General features: G+C 64.3%; 14 protein-coding genes. 7 read left to right on the top strand and 7 right to left on the bottom strand.

Going from position 1 to position 16404, the window contains the following annotated elements; genetic code table 11:
- Positions 1-94: 94 nt before the first annotated feature.
- Positions 95-1465, bottom strand: coding sequence for an AarF/ABC1/UbiB kinase family protein (locus HT051_RS04600; protein ID WP_174540940.1), 1371 nt, complete (start codon positions 1463-1465; stop codon positions 95-97).
- Between the two features lie 100 nt (positions 1466-1565).
- Here HT051_RS04600 and HT051_RS04595 point away from each other — a divergent pair, with 100 nt between their 5' ends.
- Together HT051_RS04595 and HT051_RS04590 are read left to right on the top strand one after the other, a co-directional pair.
- On the top strand, positions 1566-2519 hold the full coding sequence (locus HT051_RS04595; protein WP_174540939.1) for an endonuclease/exonuclease/phosphatase family protein: 954 nt from the start codon (positions 1566-1568) through the stop codon (positions 2517-2519).
- A 74-nt stretch (positions 2520-2593) separates the two neighbouring features.
- Complete coding sequence (locus HT051_RS04590; RefSeq protein WP_174540938.1) at positions 2594-3037, top strand: DUF411 domain-containing protein; 444 nt, start codon at positions 2594-2596, stop codon at positions 3035-3037.
- A 24-nt stretch (positions 3038-3061) separates the two neighbouring features.
- Here the strand turns inward: HT051_RS04590 and HT051_RS04585 are convergent, their stop codons facing one another.
- Positions 3062-4171 (bottom strand): DUF6790 family protein, encoded by a 1110-nt coding sequence (locus tag HT051_RS04585; protein WP_174540937.1) that lies wholly within the window; start codon positions 4169-4171, stop codon positions 3062-3064.
- A gap of 33 nt (positions 4172-4204) precedes the next feature.
- The gene (locus tag HT051_RS04580; protein ID WP_174540936.1) at positions 4205-6046 is read right to left on the bottom strand and encodes a M3 family oligoendopeptidase; all 1842 of its coding nucleotides are present in this window, start codon (positions 6044-6046) and stop codon (positions 4205-4207) included.
- A gap of 377 nt (positions 6047-6423) precedes the next feature.
- Here HT051_RS04580 and HT051_RS04575 point away from each other — a divergent pair, with 377 nt between their 5' ends.
- The 3 genes from HT051_RS04575 to HT051_RS04565 all read left to right on the top strand — a co-directional run bounded on the left by HT051_RS04575 (position 6424) and on the right by HT051_RS04565 (position 11433).
- Positions 6424-7926, top strand: coding sequence for a sigma-54 dependent transcriptional regulator (locus tag HT051_RS04575; RefSeq protein ID WP_174540935.1), 1503 nt, complete (start codon positions 6424-6426; stop codon positions 7924-7926).
- A 154-nt stretch (positions 7927-8080) separates the two neighbouring features.
- Positions 8081-9805, top strand: a complete 1725-nt coding sequence (locus HT051_RS04570) for a murein L,D-transpeptidase (protein ID WP_174540934.1) — start codon at positions 8081-8083, stop codon at positions 9803-9805.
- Between the two features lie 308 nt (positions 9806-10113).
- On the top strand, positions 10114-11433 hold the full coding sequence (locus HT051_RS04565) for a DUF882 domain-containing protein (RefSeq protein ID WP_208454386.1): 1320 nt from the start codon (positions 10114-10116) through the stop codon (positions 11431-11433).
- A 30-nt stretch (positions 11434-11463) separates the two neighbouring features.
- Here the strand turns inward: HT051_RS04565 and HT051_RS04560 are convergent, their stop codons facing one another.
- Both HT051_RS04560 and HT051_RS04555 read right to left on the bottom strand, forming a co-directional pair.
- Complete coding sequence (locus HT051_RS04560; RefSeq protein WP_246810177.1) at positions 11464-11727, bottom strand: DUF2312 domain-containing protein; 264 nt, start codon at positions 11725-11727, stop codon at positions 11464-11466.
- A gap of 152 nt (positions 11728-11879) precedes the next feature.
- Complete coding sequence (locus HT051_RS04555; protein WP_174540931.1) at positions 11880-13010, bottom strand: DUF1244 domain-containing protein; 1131 nt, start codon at positions 13008-13010, stop codon at positions 11880-11882.
- Between the two features lie 270 nt (positions 13011-13280).
- Here HT051_RS04555 and HT051_RS04550 point away from each other — a divergent pair, with 270 nt between their 5' ends.
- Both HT051_RS04550 and pyk read left to right on the top strand, forming a co-directional pair.
- A complete protein-coding gene (locus tag HT051_RS04550) occupies positions 13281-13772 on the top strand; it encodes a DUF1036 domain-containing protein (RefSeq protein ID WP_246810176.1) in 492 nt (163 codons plus the stop codon).
- On the top strand, positions 13769-15205 hold the full coding sequence (gene pyk / locus HT051_RS04545; protein ID WP_174540930.1) for a pyruvate kinase: 1437 nt from the start codon (positions 13769-13771) through the stop codon (positions 15203-15205). Before HT051_RS04550 ends, pyk begins: the two co-directional genes overlap by 4 nt.
- A gap of 36 nt (positions 15206-15241) precedes the next feature.
- On the opposite strand, the gene HT051_RS04540 is transcribed toward pyk, so the two are convergent.
- Both HT051_RS04540 and HT051_RS04535 read right to left on the bottom strand, forming a co-directional pair.
- Entirely contained in the window at positions 15242-15595 is a 354-nt protein-coding gene (locus HT051_RS04540; protein ID WP_208454385.1) for a hypothetical protein, read from the bottom strand.
- Entirely contained in the window at positions 15570-16304 is a 735-nt protein-coding gene (locus HT051_RS04535; RefSeq protein WP_174540929.1) for a hypothetical protein, read from the bottom strand. Before HT051_RS04535 ends, HT051_RS04540 begins: the two co-directional genes overlap by 26 nt.
- Positions 16305-16404: the final 100 nt, after the last annotated feature.

Below are 16404 nucleotides of genomic sequence, written 5' to 3'. Positions count from 1 at the left end.
ACGCCCCCATTTACCTGGTGTGCTGGACGCTATGGTAACTAGAGGTTGCAGTCAATTCCCTCGCCGTTCCTAGCTAGTGCCAAGGACTCCCCCCTCAAGGCAGAGGCACGCCCGTAGCCCCAAACGCCTCGTTCTGCCGCGCGGCCACCTCGGCTTCGCCGGAGCCGGCGATGGCGGCGTTGAACAGCCTAAAATAGTTCAGCTCCGCATTGAGATGCAGGAACACCCCGCCGAGCCCGATCGCCGCCCGGTCCATGAACACGAATTCCCGCGGCACCTTCACCGGCCCTTTCTCGCGCAAGGCCTGATGCACCTTGAAGGCCTCCTGGCGTCCGTATGAGGCGGGGCTCGCCCCTTCGGCGATGGAGCGCACCCGGTCTTCCAGCATCGGGCCGTAGATGAACTTCGCCCAGATATTCAGGACGTCGATGACCTCTGGCTTGAGCCCGGTGAAGCCCCAGGTCTCGTAGGCATGCACGATCAGGTCGCGGTCTTCGCGCAACAGGCCGTTGTAGAGATCGACCACCCCTTGCACGAATTTCGGCTGAAAGCTGCGCATGCAGCCATAGTCGAGCAGGTTGATGCCGGCAGCTTTGCCGTCCTCCTCGAACACCGTGTAATTGCCTAAATGCGGGTCACCATGGATGATCCCGTAATGGCTGAACGGATACCACCAGGCGCGGAACATCGCCTCGGCGATGCGGTTCCGGTCCTCCAGAGGATGCTCGCGATAATCGAGCAGCGACGCCCCGTCGAGCCAGGTCATGGTGAGAAGGCGCTTGGTGGAGAGTTCGGGCAACACCTCCGGCACGCGGATCAGCGCATCGCCGGCGAAGATGCGCCCATAGAGCGCCATGTGCTTCGCCTCCAGCTGGTAATCCAGCTCTTCGCGCAGCCGCGCGGCGATCTCGGTGCGCATCTCGGAGGTGTCGATCGCCGGGCTCATCCGCTTATGGATCGAGAACAGAATGCCGAGCTGGGTGAGGTCGGCCTCCACCGCCGACTGCATATCCGGATATTGCAGCTTCACCGCCAGGCGCCGCCCGTCATGGGCTCGCGCCTTATGCACCTGGCCGAGCGAGGCGGAGGCCGCCGCAGTCCGCTCGAATTCGGCGAACTTCCCCTCCCAGTCGGGGCCGAGCTCGGTGCTCATGCGCCGGCGCACGAAAGGCCAGCCCATGGCCGGCGCCTGACTTTGCAGCTGGCCGAGCTCCGCGGCATATTCGGCCGGCAGCGCTTCGGGGATGGTGGCAAGCAGCTGCGCCACCTTCATCATCGGCCCCTTAAGCCCGCCAAGCGCGGCGGCCAGCGCCGCGGCATCCTTGTCGCGTTCGGGGTCGAGACCAAAGGCGCGGCGCACGGCCATGCGCGCCGCAACCCCGCCAACATTGGCCCCCACCTTGCCGTAACGCATGGCGCGGGCGCTTAACCGGTTCTTCTCATGATCGTCGGGGGCGTCACTCATGCAGCATCGAACTCTTCACACTGAAACGGATTTTCTTCCATATAGGGCGGCGCGAACGGCTATGTCGTGACCGCGCCCCGAAAAAACCATTCCGGACCTCATGAAAAAGATTCTCAAATGGCTCGCGGCGGCGGCCCTCATCTTCTTCGCAGTCATTACGGCTTGCGCGATCCTCGCCGCCTGGCTGCCCGCCCTCGATATCGTCAGCAACGGCCTGCCCTTCTATGTCGCGGGGCTTTTGGTGCTGCTTCTGGCCTTCGCCTTTCTCGGCGCGCGCCAGCTCACCCTCGCCGCCGCGGTGCTGCTCGCCCTCAATACCGGGCTTATCGCCACGGCGATGACCGGCGGCGCGCCGCAAGCCCCGGACGGCGCCAAGCGCTTCCTGCGCGTCGCCACCTTCAATCTTTGGGGCGGCAGCAATTCGCATCTCAATGAGGTCGCCCGCTATATCGAAGAGCAAGACCCCGATGTGGTGATCTTCCAGGAGGCGCGGCAGCGCACCGAGCCGCTGCTGGAGTCTTTGGCCAGCGCCTACCCCTACCGCATCGGCGAGCGCTCCTTGGTGATCCTGTCGCGCTACCCCAGCACCGCCGACGGGCGCATCGACCGCGCCGGCTTCCAGCCCTGGAACTCGCTGATCACCCGCTGGGCCAGCCTCGACGTCAACGGCCAGCAAGTCCGGGTCGCCGGCATCCATCTCGCCCGCCCCTATTACCCGGAGCTGAAGCAGCAGGATCTCTTCGCCCTCACCCAATTCGTCGGCCAGACCCCGCCGCCGCTGATCGTTGCCGGGGATTTCAACATGGCGCCCTGGACCCAGAACATGAAAGCCTTCACCCATCGCACCAACCTGATGCCGATGAACGGCTACCACCCCACCTGGCCGCTGAAGCGCCGGGACACGGCGCTGATCCCGCTGTTTCCCATCGACAATGTGCTGATCTCGCCGGGGCTCGCCAGTCTCGGCATCACCACGGGACCGCGGCTTGGCTCCGACCACCGCGCGGTGATCGCCGATATCGCCCTCGGCACCCCGGTGCCTGCGAGGCCTTAAGAGGAGATCCTGGAGCACCCCCGATTGCCGAAGCAAGCTAAGCTTGCGACAATCCGGATAAGGAGGAAAACGCCATGCTTCGCTTTGTGCTGACTCTGGTCGCCGCGCTGGTTCTCGGCGCCGGCTCCGCACTTGCCGCCGGCGAGACCGTCGAGGTGTGGAAATCGCCGACATGCGGCTGCTGCGGCGCGTGGGTGAAGCATCTGCAAGCAAGCGGCTTCACCGTCAAAGCCAACAATACCGAGCCCGCCCTGCTGCGCCAGATCAAGCGCCAGGCCGGCATCGGAAAGGATCTCGCCTCCTGCCATACCGGCAAGATCGGCGGCTATATCGTGGAGGGCCATGTTCCGGCGGCGGATGTGAAGCGCCTGCTTGCGGAGAAGCCCGACGCCATCGGCCTCACCGTGCCCGGCATGCCCATCGGCTCGCCCGGCATGGAAGGCCCCGATCCGGAGCCCTATGACGTGCTGCTGATCAAGCGCGACGGCACCACGGAAGTCTTCGCCCATCACGGCTAGAGTCTAGCCACTCCGGGGCAAGCCTCACCCCTTGTCGGACTCCCGGGCCAGCCGATCGCGCATCGCCCGGGTGGCCTTCTCCAGCTCATCCTCAAGGCTGCCGCCCGCCCCGCTTGGCGGATCTTGCGGCAGCGGCGCACGACGCCCCGGCTGCGGATCGAAATTCGGCGTCTCGAAGCCGGTCGGGGGATCGAAGCTCGGCGACGGCTCAAAGCCGGGCGGCAATTCGAAATCCGGCGGCAGCTCGAAATCCTCAAAGCCTGGATCGGGATCGAGCCGCGGCAGCGGCTCGTTTCGCGGTTGCGGCGGCGCCGGGGTCGGATCCGGTGCGGGCCGCAGCGGCGGGCTCTGGCGCGGCGGCGCGGGCTGCCGCGGTGCCGGCAGCCGTCCGCCCGGCTGTCTTGACTCGCCCTGCCTTGGCTCAGCTTGTCTTGGCTCGGCTCGTACCGGTGCAGGCTGCTGTCTCGGGGGGCGTTGCACAGGTCCGGATTGATTGACACCGGACCGGCTTGGTCCGGAGGGCCGCGGCGGCGGATAGAGCGAGACCGGCTGCGGCGATGAGGGCTGAGGCGGGGCGATCTGCGGCAGGTTGCGCGTCACCGGCTGCGGTTGAGGCCGCGCCGGCTGTTGCGGCTGCTCCGCCGCTTTCGCCGCCGGCTCTTCTCTCGGTGCGAACCAGAGCAGCAGCATCAGCGCGATCGGCGTGGCGAAATCCACGATCAGGATCGACCAGCCGACGCCTTGCGAGAACACCTCGCCCTCGACGATGCTGTCGATGCGCGCAACGCCGGAGCCGATCAGGAACACGCCCACGATCAGCGCCATCATCAGCCGCCCGGACTTGCCGGCAAACGCGGCGTAGAAGCACCCGGCCGCGATCCCCAGATTGGCCAGCGCCAGCTCGAACTGGAACGGGCTCGGCGCCCAGCCGAGCGCCAGCGCCGTGTCCTGGGCGTAGAGGCTGTGCAGGATGAAGGTCCATACCCCCATCACCCCGAGCGGGAAGATGAAGACGTAGCGGGTCAGCTCGCTGACCGCCCGGCCAATATCGGCCGGCTTGGAGCCGAATCTCAGCGCCGCCCCCGCTCCCACAAGGGCCGCCACCCACATGAGAATAGGAAACAGCGCGGTCATAGATTTCTATCGGCTAGCCGTTGCGCGACGGGCTCAAATGCCCTCCGCGTCCAAGGTCTCCAACTCGTCGATCAGCCCTTCGATCACGCTCAAGCCCATGGCCCAGAAGCCCGGCTCGGTGGCATCCAGCCCGAACGGCGCCAGCAGCTCCTTGTGATGCTTGGAGCCGCCCGCTGCCAGCATATCGAGATAGCGCTCGGCGAAGCCGGCATCGGCCTTCTCGTAGACGGCGTAGAGCGAATTCACCAGGCAATCGCCGAAAGCATAGGCGTAAACATAGAACGGCGAATGGATGAAATGCGGGATATAGCACCAGAAGGTCTCGTATCCCTCCTTCAGCTCGATCGGCGGGCCTAAGCTCTCGCGCTGCACGTCGAGCCAGATCTCGTTGATGCGCTCCGCGGTCAGCTCGCCCTTGCGCCGCTCGGCATGGATCTCCCGCTCGAACATGTAGAAGGCGATCTGGCGCACCACCGTGTTGATCATGTCCTCGACCTTGGCGGCGAGCATCGCCTTGCGCTCCGCCTTGCTCGGCGCGGCGCTGAGCAGCTCGCGGAAGGTCAGCATCTCGCCGAACACGCTCGCCGTCTCGGCCAAAGTCAGCGGCGTCGGCGCCATCAGCGGACCTTGAGCGTTGGCCAGCACCTGATGCACCCCGTGGCCGAGCTCATGGGCGAGGGTCATCACGTCCCGCGGCTTACCCATATAGTTCAGCAGCACGTAAGGATGCGCGCTCGGCACCGTCGGATGCGAGAAGGCACCCGACTGCTTGCCCTCGCGCGCCGGTGCATCGATCCAGCCCTTCTCGAAGAAATCCTCGGCGATGGACGCCATGCGCGGCGAGAAATCGCCATAGGCCTTCAGCACCGTGGCGCGCGCCTCCGCCCAGGGGATCGACTGCTTGGATTCGGAAGGCAGCGGCGCGTTGCGGTCCCAATGCGGCAGCCGCTCCTTGCCCAGCCATTTGGCCTTCAGCGCGTAATAGCGATGCGACAGGGTCGGATATTTCCCGCGCACCGCCTCGGCCAGCGCATCTACCACCTCGCGCTCCACCCGGTTCGCCAGGTGGCGGGAATCGGCAATGTCCTCGAAGCCGCGCCAGCGGTCGGAGATTTCCTTGTCCTTGGCCAGCGTGTTGGTGATCAGCGTGAACAGCTGGATATTCTGGCCGAAGGATTTGGCCAGCGCCTCGGAGGCCTTACGCCGTTTTTCCTCGTCCCAGCCCAAAAGCAGGTTCAAGGTCGGCTCCAGGCTCAGGCTTTCCCCGTCCACCTCGAACCGCATCGCCGCCATGGTCTCGTTGAACAGCCGGTTCCAGGCGCCCCGCCCGGTCACCGACTTCTCGTGGAACAGCTGTTCCAGCTTATCGTCGAGCTGGTAGGGCTTTTCTTTACGCAGATCCTCGATCCAGGGCCGGTAATGGCCGAGATTGTGATCGCTCTCCATGGCGTGCTCGATCACCGCATCGTCGATCCGGTTGAGCTCCAGCGGGAAGAAGATCAGGTTGGAGCTGATCGCCGTTACCCGCTCCTGGATGTCGCCGAAGAATTTCTGCCGCGAGGTGTCCGAAGTGTCCGCCGTGTAGCGCAAGGTGGCGTAGGAGATGATCCGGCCGATCAGATCGTTCAGCGCCTCGAACTCGCGCACCGCGACGGCCAGCTCCTCGCCGCCCGCCTTGGCCATATCCGACAGCTTGCCCTGATAGCTCTCCTGCAGCGCGTTCGCCGCATGCTCGGCCCGGGCGAGATCCATCTCCAGCTCCGGTGCATCGGGCGCCGCGTATAGGTCGCCGAGATTCCACTCCGGCAAGGTTCCGAGCCCCTCCTCCGCCGGTGCTCCGGCGGCAAGGCTTTCCGCCTTGGCAAAGCTCGTCATCGGAAAACGCCTTATCGGACTAGTCGGCATGTGAAATCGTCTCCACTCATTCGAAGGAAGCTCAGGATACTGCCTGTAGCGCCGAAACGGGGCGGCTGTCCATCGGATGCAGTTTCGCACCGGACTTTGGCGCTGCGGCGGGCCGTTTCGCGCGCGCCCCGAGACCGCCATTTTGCTTGCAGATCGGCGGAAAATCGGCCGCCTGGCGCGCTTGCGAATACTGGCCGAGATCCAAGGCTCACCAAAATCGAACCCGAATAAAGAGGATATTTACCCTTGTGGTTCAAATTTTCTCGAAAGGAACGGGGCGATCCGGCCGTGTATTGGCCGTCCAACCTCTTTCTTCAGTATTGAGTAACCATAGCGAGTTCTGCGTCATGGCTAAACGGGTTTTGGTCGTCGATGACGACCCTGCTCAGCGTCGTATTCTGGAAGCGACCATCGAGCGGTTTGGATATAGCGTTGCCACCGCCGAGAGCGGTGATGAAGCCTTGGAAATCCTCAGCGCCGAAGGCGCCGACATCCAGCTCATTCTTCTTGATCTGGTGATGCCGGGCACTGACGGTATGGCGGTGCTCACGGCAATGAAGACCTTACCGAAACGGCCCCCGGCCATCGTTCAGACCGCCCACGGCTCCATCGACGCGGCAATCGCCGCCATGCGTGCCGGCGCTGCTGACTTCGTGGTCAAGCCGGTGAGCCCCGAACGGCTCGAAGTCTCCATCAAGAACGCGCTGCGCATCGAAGCGCTGCAAGGCGAGATCACCCGCATCAAGGCCACCGCCGGCGGCGAGCTCGACTTCGACGACCTGATCGCCAGCAGCGAGACCATGGCCCGGGTCATCAAGCTCGGCAAACGCGCCGCCGATTCCCAGATCCCGGTGCTGATCGAAGGCGAAAGCGGCGTCGGCAAGGAGCTGGTCGCCCGCGCCATCCAAGGCGAGAGCGAACGCGCCGAGGCCCCCTTCGTCACCGTCAATTGCGGCGCCATCCCCGAGAACCTGGTCGAGAGCATCCTGTTCGGCCATGAGCGCGGCGCCTTCACCGGTGCCACCGAGAAGCGCACCGGGAAGTTCCAGGAGGCCCATGGCGGCACCCTGTTCCTGGACGAGATCGGCGAGCTGCCGCCCGAGGCCCAGGTCAAGCTGCTGCGTGCCCTGCAGGAGGGCGAGATCGATCCCGTCGGCGGCAAACAGCCGGTAAAGGTGGATTTCCGCCTGATCTCCGCCACCAATCAGGATCTGATCAAGCTGGTCCAGGAAGGCCGCTTCCGCGAGGATCTCTACTACCGCCTCAACGTCTTCCCGATCTGGATTCCGCCCTTGCGCGAACGCCTGGAAGACGTGCCGGAGCTGGCGCGCCATTTCCTCGCCCGCTTCGCCGCCGAGGAAGGCAAGCAGATCGACGGTATCCAGGCCGAGGCCATCTCTATGCTGCAGCGCTATAGCTGGCCGGGGAATATCCGCCAGCTGGAGAACGCCGTGTTCCGCGCCGTGGTGCTGGCCGACGGCAATATGCTGAGCGTCAACGAATTCCCGCAGATTGCCGCCCATGTGGAGGGCTATCAGGTCACCGTGCCGCCTGCGCCGGAGCCCAAAAAAGCGCCCAAAATCGAAGGTCCGGTGATGCTGGGGGATTCCCTCAACACCCCTTCCACCATCCAGATTTCTGCCGGCAATGGCCGCGATGCGGTGGGCATTCCCGCCTTGAGCGATAGCGGCGAAATCCGCCCCCTCGACGACATCGAGGCGGACATGATTCGCCTCGCCTTCGGGCGCTATCGCGGCCGCATGACGGAGATTGCCAAACGGCTGGGAATCGGCCGCTCCACCCTGTACCGGAAAATGCGCGAAATCGGCCTCGAAGCGCGCGTTGGCTAAATTTCAATCCGTCTTTGGTAAGAAAGCCACAGTGGTTTGAAAAAACGGGGACCCGGGGGTGGAATTCGCGCCTGCGCCTAGCCAATTATCCGGCGTCAAGCTAGGGTCCCATCGTGCCGAATCGTATGGGGTTTTCGGCAGAGGAGCAGGATTTATGAGGCCATTCCATTCCATCGCTGTCGCAGCGCTTCTGAGCCTGCCCTTCGCGGCAGGGCCGGTTCCGGCGTTTGCGGCGGAGCCAGACGGGCCGGAGAAGCTGGTCGGGCACGAAGAGGCGATTCGCATCGCCATTCAAGAGCAGCTTTCCGCCAAATTCACCAGCACGACCGAGACCCATAAGCAGGAACAGGGCGCGCTGGTCGAATTTTACTCTCTGCCGGAGCACGAGACCCTTTGGGTCGACGAGGACGGCCTGACGAAGAAGGGCAAGGCGATCGTTGCCGAGCTTCGCAAGGCCGACGAATACGGCCTGCGCTCGGCCGATTACGCAGTTCCCGATCTCAGCGATTTCAAGCCGGCGAGCTTCAAGGCCAATCCCGGCAAGGCCGCCAAGCGCCTGGCCGATGCCGAGATCAACATCAGCTACGCCGTGATGCGCTACGCCAATGATGCCCGCGGCGGCCGCATCAAGCCGGCGCGGCTCAGCGGTTATCTCGATCCCGAGCTGCGCCTGCCGAAGCCGCTCGAGGTGATCGAATCGATTTCGTTCCGCTCCGATCCCGCCGCTTACATGCGGAGCTTCCAGCCCGATCAGCCGCAATTCGAGGCGCTGCGCCGCAAGCTGGCCGAGCTGCGCGCCGAAGACGGCGTGGAAGAGGAAGTGGTTGCCGAGCAGATCGTTCTGCCGGCGGGCCCGACCCTGCGCCGCGGCATGAAGCATTCCCAGGTCGCGCTGCTGCGCAAGCGTCTCGACGTCGAGGCCATTGCCGCTATCGGCGACGGTGCCCCAGCTTCCGATCCTGAGATTTTCGATGGCGCGGTGGACGAAGCGGTCCGTCAGTTCCAGCGCGAGCACGGTCTGACGCCGGACGGTCTCGTCGGCCCGGGCACGCGGCGCGTGATGAATGGCGGCGGCGTTCCGGCGATCACCGGAAATGACGCCAAGATCCGCCTGATCCTGGCCAATATGGAGCGCTGGCGCTGGCTGCCCAACGATCTGGGCGACTTCTACGTCCGCGTGAACATCCCGGAATTCAAGCTGCGCGTGGTGGAAGACCGCAAGGTCATCCATACCGCCCGCGCCGTGGTCGGCAAGCCGAGCAAGCAGACCCCGGTGTTCTCCGACCAGATGGAGACGGTGGTGTTCAACCCGTCCTGGCATGTGCCGAACTCCATTAAGACGGAGGAAATCCGCCCCTATATCCGGCGCACCGGCGGCTGGTTCCAAAGCTCTAGCTGGGATACCCGCGTGCTGGACCGCCATAATCTGCGCGTGAACTACAACGGGAACACCAATCCGCAGAGCATCGACTGGGATCGCGTCGATGTCCGCAAGATCGCCTTCACCCAGCCTCCGGGGCCGAGCAATGTGCTTGGCGTGGTGAAGTTCCTGTTCCCGAACAAGCACGACGTCTACATGCACGACACGCCGCAGCGCTTCCTGTTCAACAAGCAGATCCGCGCTGAGAGCCATGGCTGCATGCGCATCCAGAACCCCGACCAGCTGGCCGAGGTGGTTCTGAACCACGATCAGAACTGGAATATGAGTCAGGTGCGCAACAGGATCGCCAACAGCTACGACCAGGGCATCGCGCTGAAGACCAAGATCCCGGTCTACATCACCTATTTCACCGCTTGGGTGAATGCCGACGGTTCGATGTCGACCTATGGCGATATCTACGGCCACGACGCCCGGATGGAGCGCGCGCTTAACCTCTAAAGCGGGCGCTTCAAGCCTATACAATCGCGATAAAAGTTAACGCCGCCGCGGGGTAACCTGTCGGCGGCGTTAACTTAGGCGCCTTGTTTTTCCCAAAATTCGCTGAAAACACGTATCCTTAACCACGGGTAAGGATGATCCGCCGCTTCGAGTCGCGTTCGAGAGGCTCGAATAAGGGGATTGGCCGAGGCCTAAAACCGAAGGCCGTTGGGACAGTCGTCGGCCTTCAGTAGCTGCGTAGGGGTCTGATGCGGAAACGGGGTGAGGGACAGTGCACGCGCGCACTCTGTGCGCTTCTCGTCGGCGCTTTGGCTGCAATCCTGCTTCTGCCGGATTTCAATCCCGCCAATGCCAACGCCGTGCCCCGCACGCTGCGCTTCTACAATATCCACACCAAGGAATATCTGACCGTCACCTATAAGGTGAACGATCGCTATGTGCCGTCCGCCATGGACAAGCTCAACCGCTTCATGGGCGATTGGCGGCGCAACGAACCTACCAAGATGGACCCGGAGCTGATCGATCTGATCTGGACCATCTACACCAGGCTCGGCGCCAGCGAGCCGATCCATCTGATTTCCGGCTACCGCTCCAAGAAGACCAATGACGCCCTGCGCGCCAAGGGCGGCGGACAAGCCAAATACAGCCAGCATACCCTCGGCAAGGCCGCCGATATCCATATCCCCGGCGTGCCGGTGAAGCGTTTGCGCAATATGGCGCTGATCCAGGAATGGGGCGGCGTCGGCTATTACCCCAATTCCGGCATTCCCTTCGTCCATGTCGATACCGGACGCGTGCGCATGTGGCCGCGCATTCCGCATATGGAGCTCGCCGCCCTCTTCCCCAGCGGCAAGACCGCTTATGTGCCGAGTGACGGGCGGATGATCTCCAAGCGCGACTATCAGGTCGCCTCAGCAAGCGGCAAATACGCCACCGCAGGCCAGGTGCTGGGCTCCGGTGCATCCGCCGTCGCCATTGCCGCCGCCGATATGGCTCCGCCGCCAATGCCCGACCGCTCGCCGATCCATCAGGTTGCCCTAGCCAGCGCAGGGAGCGGCATGCTGCCGAAGGTATTCGGCGCATCCGAGCCCCAACCTATGGCCCTCGGTCAGGCCGATGCGCCAGTTCCGGCTGTGGCGGAGAACCAGGCTCCCGCCACCATGCCGATGCCGGAGCGCAAAGGCTTTATCGTCGCCAGCGCAGGCGGCTCGCCCTTCTCCACGGCCCCCGCTGCCCCGCAAGCGGAGCCGGCCGTGTTTCGCGCCGGCGATGCGCCGAGCCTTCCGCCCGCTCCCGCCAGCGCCGCCTCCTATCAGAAGACCGACGTGCTCGCCCTGCCCGCCGAGGATGACGAGCATCCCGAAGAGAGCCTGAGTTACATCCAATACGATGTGGCGACGCTGCTGACCGAACGATCCGTCGGCTACGACCGCACCATCGCGCCGCTTCAGGCGCCGGAGCAGAGCCGCATCGCGTATCTGTTCGAAGACTTGCCGGTCCCGCAGGCTCTCGAGCTGCGGGATTCCGGCCGGGTGATGAGCCTGGCTCGGCGCCAAGGCTTCGAAGGCGCGGCGGTGAAGAGCCTCTACGCCGCCCTGCCCGGCAGGACGCAGCTCGCCTCGCGCTGATCGAAGACGCCGCGCCGGCTCGAAGCCAGGCTAGGCCGCGGCGGCGGAATCCTCATCCATGCCAAGCGCATGCAGATAGGTGGTCAGCACCGCCTCTTCCTCTTTGCGCTTCTGCTCGTCCTGCTTACGGATGCGGATGACCGATTTCAGCGCCTTGGTATCGAAGCCGTTGGACTTGGCCTCGGCATAGACTTCCTTCAAATCGGCGGCCAGCGCCGCCTTCTCCTCCTCGAGCCGCTCGATGCGGGAGATGATGGTACGGAGCTGCTCCTGGGCTGACGAATGAAGCGTCACGTTGAACCTCACTGAACGGGTTACGGATGTGAAAAAGAATCGAAGGGAAGAGTAGGCAGCCGCAGAACGCCGCGGCAAGAGCCGAAAGCCGATTGCGGCGGCTTTTCCAAACTATCCAAAGATCTCAGGATTAGGCCTTTCATATCAGTGCGTTACTTCTGATATCGGGCCTTCCATTCGTCATAGGCCATGCCGTAGACGATCTCCCGAGCCTCCTCCTTGCTGAGCAGCAGCCCATGCGCCTCGGCCGCCTCCCGGTACCAGTTGGACAGGCAGTTGCGGCAGAAACCGGCAAGCTCCATCAGATCGATATTCTGCACATCGGTCCGCTTGCGCAGGTGATCGCGCAAACGCCGAAAGACGGCCGCCTCCAGCTCGATGCGAAGCGTTTCGTCGGAGATCTCTGCCCCGCCCGAGGCCGGCGGCGCGCACCTGGCGCCGAGCTCATGCCCCTCGAGCTCATGCCCCTTGCGGCCGAAATGATGGATCTTGTGCAGCTCCGCGGCCATTGCCGCATCGTCCAGGATGCCCCGCACGATGCGCGCCAGCCGCTCGGCCCAGTCCTCATGCTCCTCCTCGGTGAACAGGAGGTCCTGCCTGAGCTCGACCAGCGCATGGGCAATACCGCGGCGCGAGCCGTGCCGATTCAGCGTGTCGCCCTCCAACTCGCCGTTATAGGGCACGTTCTCGTCGACGATCAGCTCCGGATCGGCGGCAAGCCCGGCCAGCAGCGGCTTCGGCAGCCGCCAATCCTTGTCCCACAAGATGCCGGCATGCCAGGGGCGCGGCACGCTCTTCCAGGCCGGGGTGAAGCTGTGCATGGAGAGCAGCACCGGCACCCGGCCATGGGCGATACCCTCGTCGATCAGCGTATCGATCGCCGCGTGATAGGGCTCGTAGAAGCGTTTGCGCCGGTTCTCCTTCTCCGCCTCGCTGAGCCCCACATTGCCCGGGATCACCAGCCCGTCGGAAATCTGCATGATCTGGGTCGGATCGCTGGGGCCGCGATTGGGGTCGATCAGAAGGCGCGAAAACCGCGTCACCACCGCCGGCACGCCGAGCTTTGCCGCCAGCTTCTCGGCCACGGGAAGCGCCCCCGGATCGTATGCGATATGCCGTCGCAGATGCTCCGGCTTCAGCCCGAGCTGGTCGTATTCGGGCGGTATCCGGTTCTCCGCGTGATCGCACAGAATGATCAGCCCCAGCTCCGGATCGCCCTCGATCAGCCGGTAAGCCTCGTTTTCCGCCTCGGATTGAAGGGGATGAACGGTCCTTTGCTCCACATTCGCCTCATTGATTTGACTGCCGCGCCCGGATAGGAACCCTGTGTCGGATTTTTTGCGATAAGGATTGAAGCCCTTTCGCTAAAGCTCCGCTCCCTATAAAACTTCGATTCGAAGATCGGGGGATTGGGGCCGACCGCCGGCTCGATGTTTCCGTCCGGCGCGGTCCGGTTTTTGCGGAGTTGAAATACTCTTATAATCGTCTGTGCCGAATATTTAAGTCACGCCATTCGGTATCGCCACCTTTCACGCAAGCAAGTAGGGCCAGACTTGACAGTCGCTTCCACATCCATTCGGGCTGCCGAACGTCCAGCCCGGCGCTTCCCGAAACCGTTCCGGGCCGCCTGCGCCGCGCTCTGCCTCGCCGCGCCGCTGCTGGCAGCGAGCGCCCCGGCCAAGGCCGATCTCAAGCTGTGCAACACCACCACCAGCCGTGTCGGTGTCGCCATCGGCTACAAGGACAAGCAAGGCTGGGCGACGGAAGGCTGGTGGAATGTTTCGGCCCATTCCTGCGAGACGCTTCTTAAAGGTGTCTTGATCGCCCGCTTTTACTATCTCCACGCCATCGACTACGACCGCGGCGGCGAGTGGGCGGGTACGCTCCACATGTGCACCGATGACAAGGCCTTTACCATCCGCGGCACCGACGATTGCGTGACCCGGGGCTACAAGCGTACCGGGTTCTTTGAAGTTGATACCGGCGAGGAGCGGGATTGGACCGTCCGCCTCACTGACCCGGAAGCTGAAGAAAATTCCCAATGAGGCGTAACCGTAGGGTCAAGATCGTCGCAACGCTCGGACCCGTTTCAAACAACGAGCAAGCGATGCGCCGCCTTTTCGAGGCGGGCGCCGACGTCTTCCGCATCAACATGAGCCACACCAGCCATGAGAGCATGACGGAGACGCAGGCCACCATCCGCAAGCTGGAGGAGGAGTTCGCCCGCCCGATCGGCATTCTGTGCGATCTGCAAGGGCCGAAGCTTCGCATCGGCAAGTTCGAATCCGGTGCCATGCGCCTCAATGAGGGCGACGTGGTCAGCTTCGTCCGCCGCGAGGTCACGGACGGATCGGGCCGCATCCACCTGCCCCATCCTGAGATTTTCGAAGCCATCGAGGCCGGGCACACGCTGCTGCTCGACGACGGCAAGCTGAAGCTCCGCGTGGTCGAGGCAAGCGATGTGCGCATCGACGCCGAGGTGCTGGTCGGCGGCTCGCTCGGCAGCCGCAAGGGCGTCAGCCTGCCCGACACCGTGCTGCCCATGGGCGCCATGACCGACAAGGACCGCGCCGATCTGGAGCATGCCTGCTCGGTCGGCGTCGACTGGATCGCCCTGTCCTTCGTGCAGCGCGCGCAAGACATCACCGACGCCAAGGCGCTGGTGAAGGATCGCGCCGCCGTCATGGCGAAGATCGAGAAGCCGTCCGCGGTCACCGATCTCGCCGACATCCTGGAGCTGACCGACGGCATCATGGTCGCCCGCGGCGATCTCGGCGTCGAGATGCCGGTGGAGAAGGTCCCCGGCATCCAGAAGCAGATCACCCGCGCCGCCCGCAATGCCGGCAAGCCCGTGGTCGTCGCCACCCAGATGCTGGAATCGATGATCGAGGCGCCGGTCCCGACCCGCGCCGAGGTCTCTGACGTCGCCACCGCGGTGTTCGAGGGCGCCGATGCGGTGATGCTGTCGGCCGAATCCGCCGTCGGCAAATTCCCCTACGAGGCCGTGGCCACCATGGACCGCGTCGCCATCGAGGTGGAGCGCGATCCGCTCTACGAAGCGATCAGCCACGCCCAGAACATCTATCGCGAGGCGACCGGTATCGACGCCGTCTCCGCTGCCGCCCGCACCGTGGCGAGCACGCTGAGCCTCGCTGCCATCGTCTGCTACACCTCTTCGGGCAACACCAGCATGCGCGCCGCCCGCGAGCGGCCCGATCAGCCGATTCTGGCGCTCACCCCGGTGCCTGCCACGGGACGCAAGCTGGCCATCGTCTGGGGGCTGCACTGCGTGCTGACCGGCGATCCCAAGGATCTCGACGATATGGTCGACAAGGCCTGCCGCATCGCCCTGGAAGAAGGCTTCGCCCGGCCCGACGACAAGGTCATCATCTCGGCGGGTCTTCCCTTCGGCAAATCCGGCGGCACCAATATGCTGCGCATCGCCTCCGTCGAAGACGGCTCTCATATCGGCGCTTAGCCCGTCCCCTGACGGAGATTGGACGTGCCGGCGCGCTTATGCGCCGGCCGCTTTCCGCTGCGCCGCCCGGGCCACCTCGTAGCGCACCCGCGCCCAGCGATAGGCATCCAGCACCGAGATCGAATAGACCGCGAAGCCGCCCGCATAGCGGCCGACGAAGGACGCATTCTCCGGCGCGGTGTACATGGTGATCATGCCCAAGAGGATCATGAAGAACAGCATGGTCAGCGCCCGCTGCGGCTGGTTGTTGAGCAGCTGCCCCACGCCGGGAAACAGGATTGCCGCCCCCATCACCAGATAGGGGCTGAGCGGCATCGAAGGCGGGGTTCCGGCCTCCGCGCCTTCAGCCCCGGAAACTGCAGCCTTAGCGACTTGCGACTTCGCGCTCATGGCGGTCCTCCTTGGTATCCGGCATCGCCGGCTTCTGCGCGTCCCGCGGCAAGGGCTGCGCATCGGTCTGCAGATCCTCGGCAACGGCAATTGCGGCATCCAGAAGCCGGCTCGCCAGCGCCGGATCGGCCGCACCGCCGCTGAACTGTGCCTGGCGCAGAAGAAGATAGGTGGAGCGGTCGCCCTCGTCGGCGAGATAGACCAGCCGGACACCCCGCCGCGTCAGCAGTACCTCCTTCATGCGCCGGTCGGCGCAGATCGCCATATGCGGCGTCAGCCGGTCTGGCGCCGGTGTCGTGTCGGGATCGTCGCAACGCAGCATCGAGGGCTCCTTCGGCCAATCCTCCGGCACCTCGAGCCGGACCGGCAGACGCATGGAAGGCGAGAAGAACTCCGTATTGCAGGGCCGCACCAGATAGCTGAGCACCCCGTCATAGGGCAGCGGCGCGAGCACCGAGACCTCCAGCCAGAGCGAAGGTAGCTTGCGCGCCATCAGCGTATCGGTGGTCGCCCGAAGCACCACCCGGTAGCCGCGATAGCTGCCGCGCAGCTCCGGAAACCCGTCCGGCTGCGTGCGCTTTGCCGGCCAGTCGATCACGTCGTCGAGACGGTCGAAGAACGCGCCGCGCGCCGCGTGCATTCGGCGCTTGTCGCGCATGTAGAGCACACCGAGCACGGCGCCCATGAGACAGAGAATGAGAAATGGCATCGGCGGAATATCCTGAAACGAGAGAAAATCCGATCCGGCGGGCCGCTTTCCTCCGATGGAGGGGTGGAGGATGGTGCGCCCCGCCGGACCGGCTCATGCA

Source organism: Methyloligella sp. GL2 (genome assembly GCF_013341275.1).
In the GTDB taxonomy this organism is placed as follows: domain Bacteria; phylum Pseudomonadota; class Alphaproteobacteria; order Rhizobiales; family Methyloligellaceae; genus Methyloligella.
This window is presented reverse-complemented; position numbering and strand designations above follow the sequence as displayed.

What these genes read in the sequence shown, in the direction of transcription:
- HT051_RS04600 (WP_174540940.1), bottom strand. Translation starts at nt 1,465, where the DNA reads ATGAGTGACGCCCCCGACGATCATGAGAAGAACCGGTTAAGCGCCCGC.
- HT051_RS04595 (WP_174540939.1), top strand. Translation starts at nt 1,566, where the DNA reads ATGAAAAAGATTCTCAAATGGCTCGCGGCGGCGGCCCTCATCTTCTTC.
- HT051_RS04590 (WP_174540938.1), top strand. Translation starts at nt 2,594, where the DNA reads ATGCTTCGCTTTGTGCTGACTCTGGTCGCCGCGCTGGTTCTCGGCGCC.
- HT051_RS04585 (WP_174540937.1), bottom strand. Translation starts at nt 4,171, where the DNA reads ATGACCGCGCTGTTTCCTATTCTCATGTGGGTGGCGGCCCTTGTGGGA.
- HT051_RS04580 (WP_174540936.1), bottom strand. Translation starts at nt 6,046, where the DNA reads ATGACGAGCTTTGCCAAGGCGGAAAGCCTTGCCGCCGGAGCACCGGCG.
- HT051_RS04575 (WP_174540935.1), top strand. Translation starts at nt 6,424, where the DNA reads ATGGCTAAACGGGTTTTGGTCGTCGATGACGACCCTGCTCAGCGTCGT.
- HT051_RS04570 (WP_174540934.1), top strand. Translation starts at nt 8,081, where the DNA reads ATGAGGCCATTCCATTCCATCGCTGTCGCAGCGCTTCTGAGCCTGCCC.
- pyk (WP_174540930.1), top strand. Translation starts at nt 13,769, where the DNA reads ATGAGGCGTAACCGTAGGGTCAAGATCGTCGCAACGCTCGGACCCGTT.
- HT051_RS04540 (WP_208454385.1), bottom strand. Translation starts at nt 15,595, where the DNA reads ATGAGCGCGAAGTCGCAAGTCGCTAAGGCTGCAGTTTCCGGGGCTGAA.
- HT051_RS04535 (WP_174540929.1), bottom strand. Translation starts at nt 16,304, where the DNA reads ATGCCATTTCTCATTCTCTGTCTCATGGGCGCCGTGCTCGGTGTGCTC.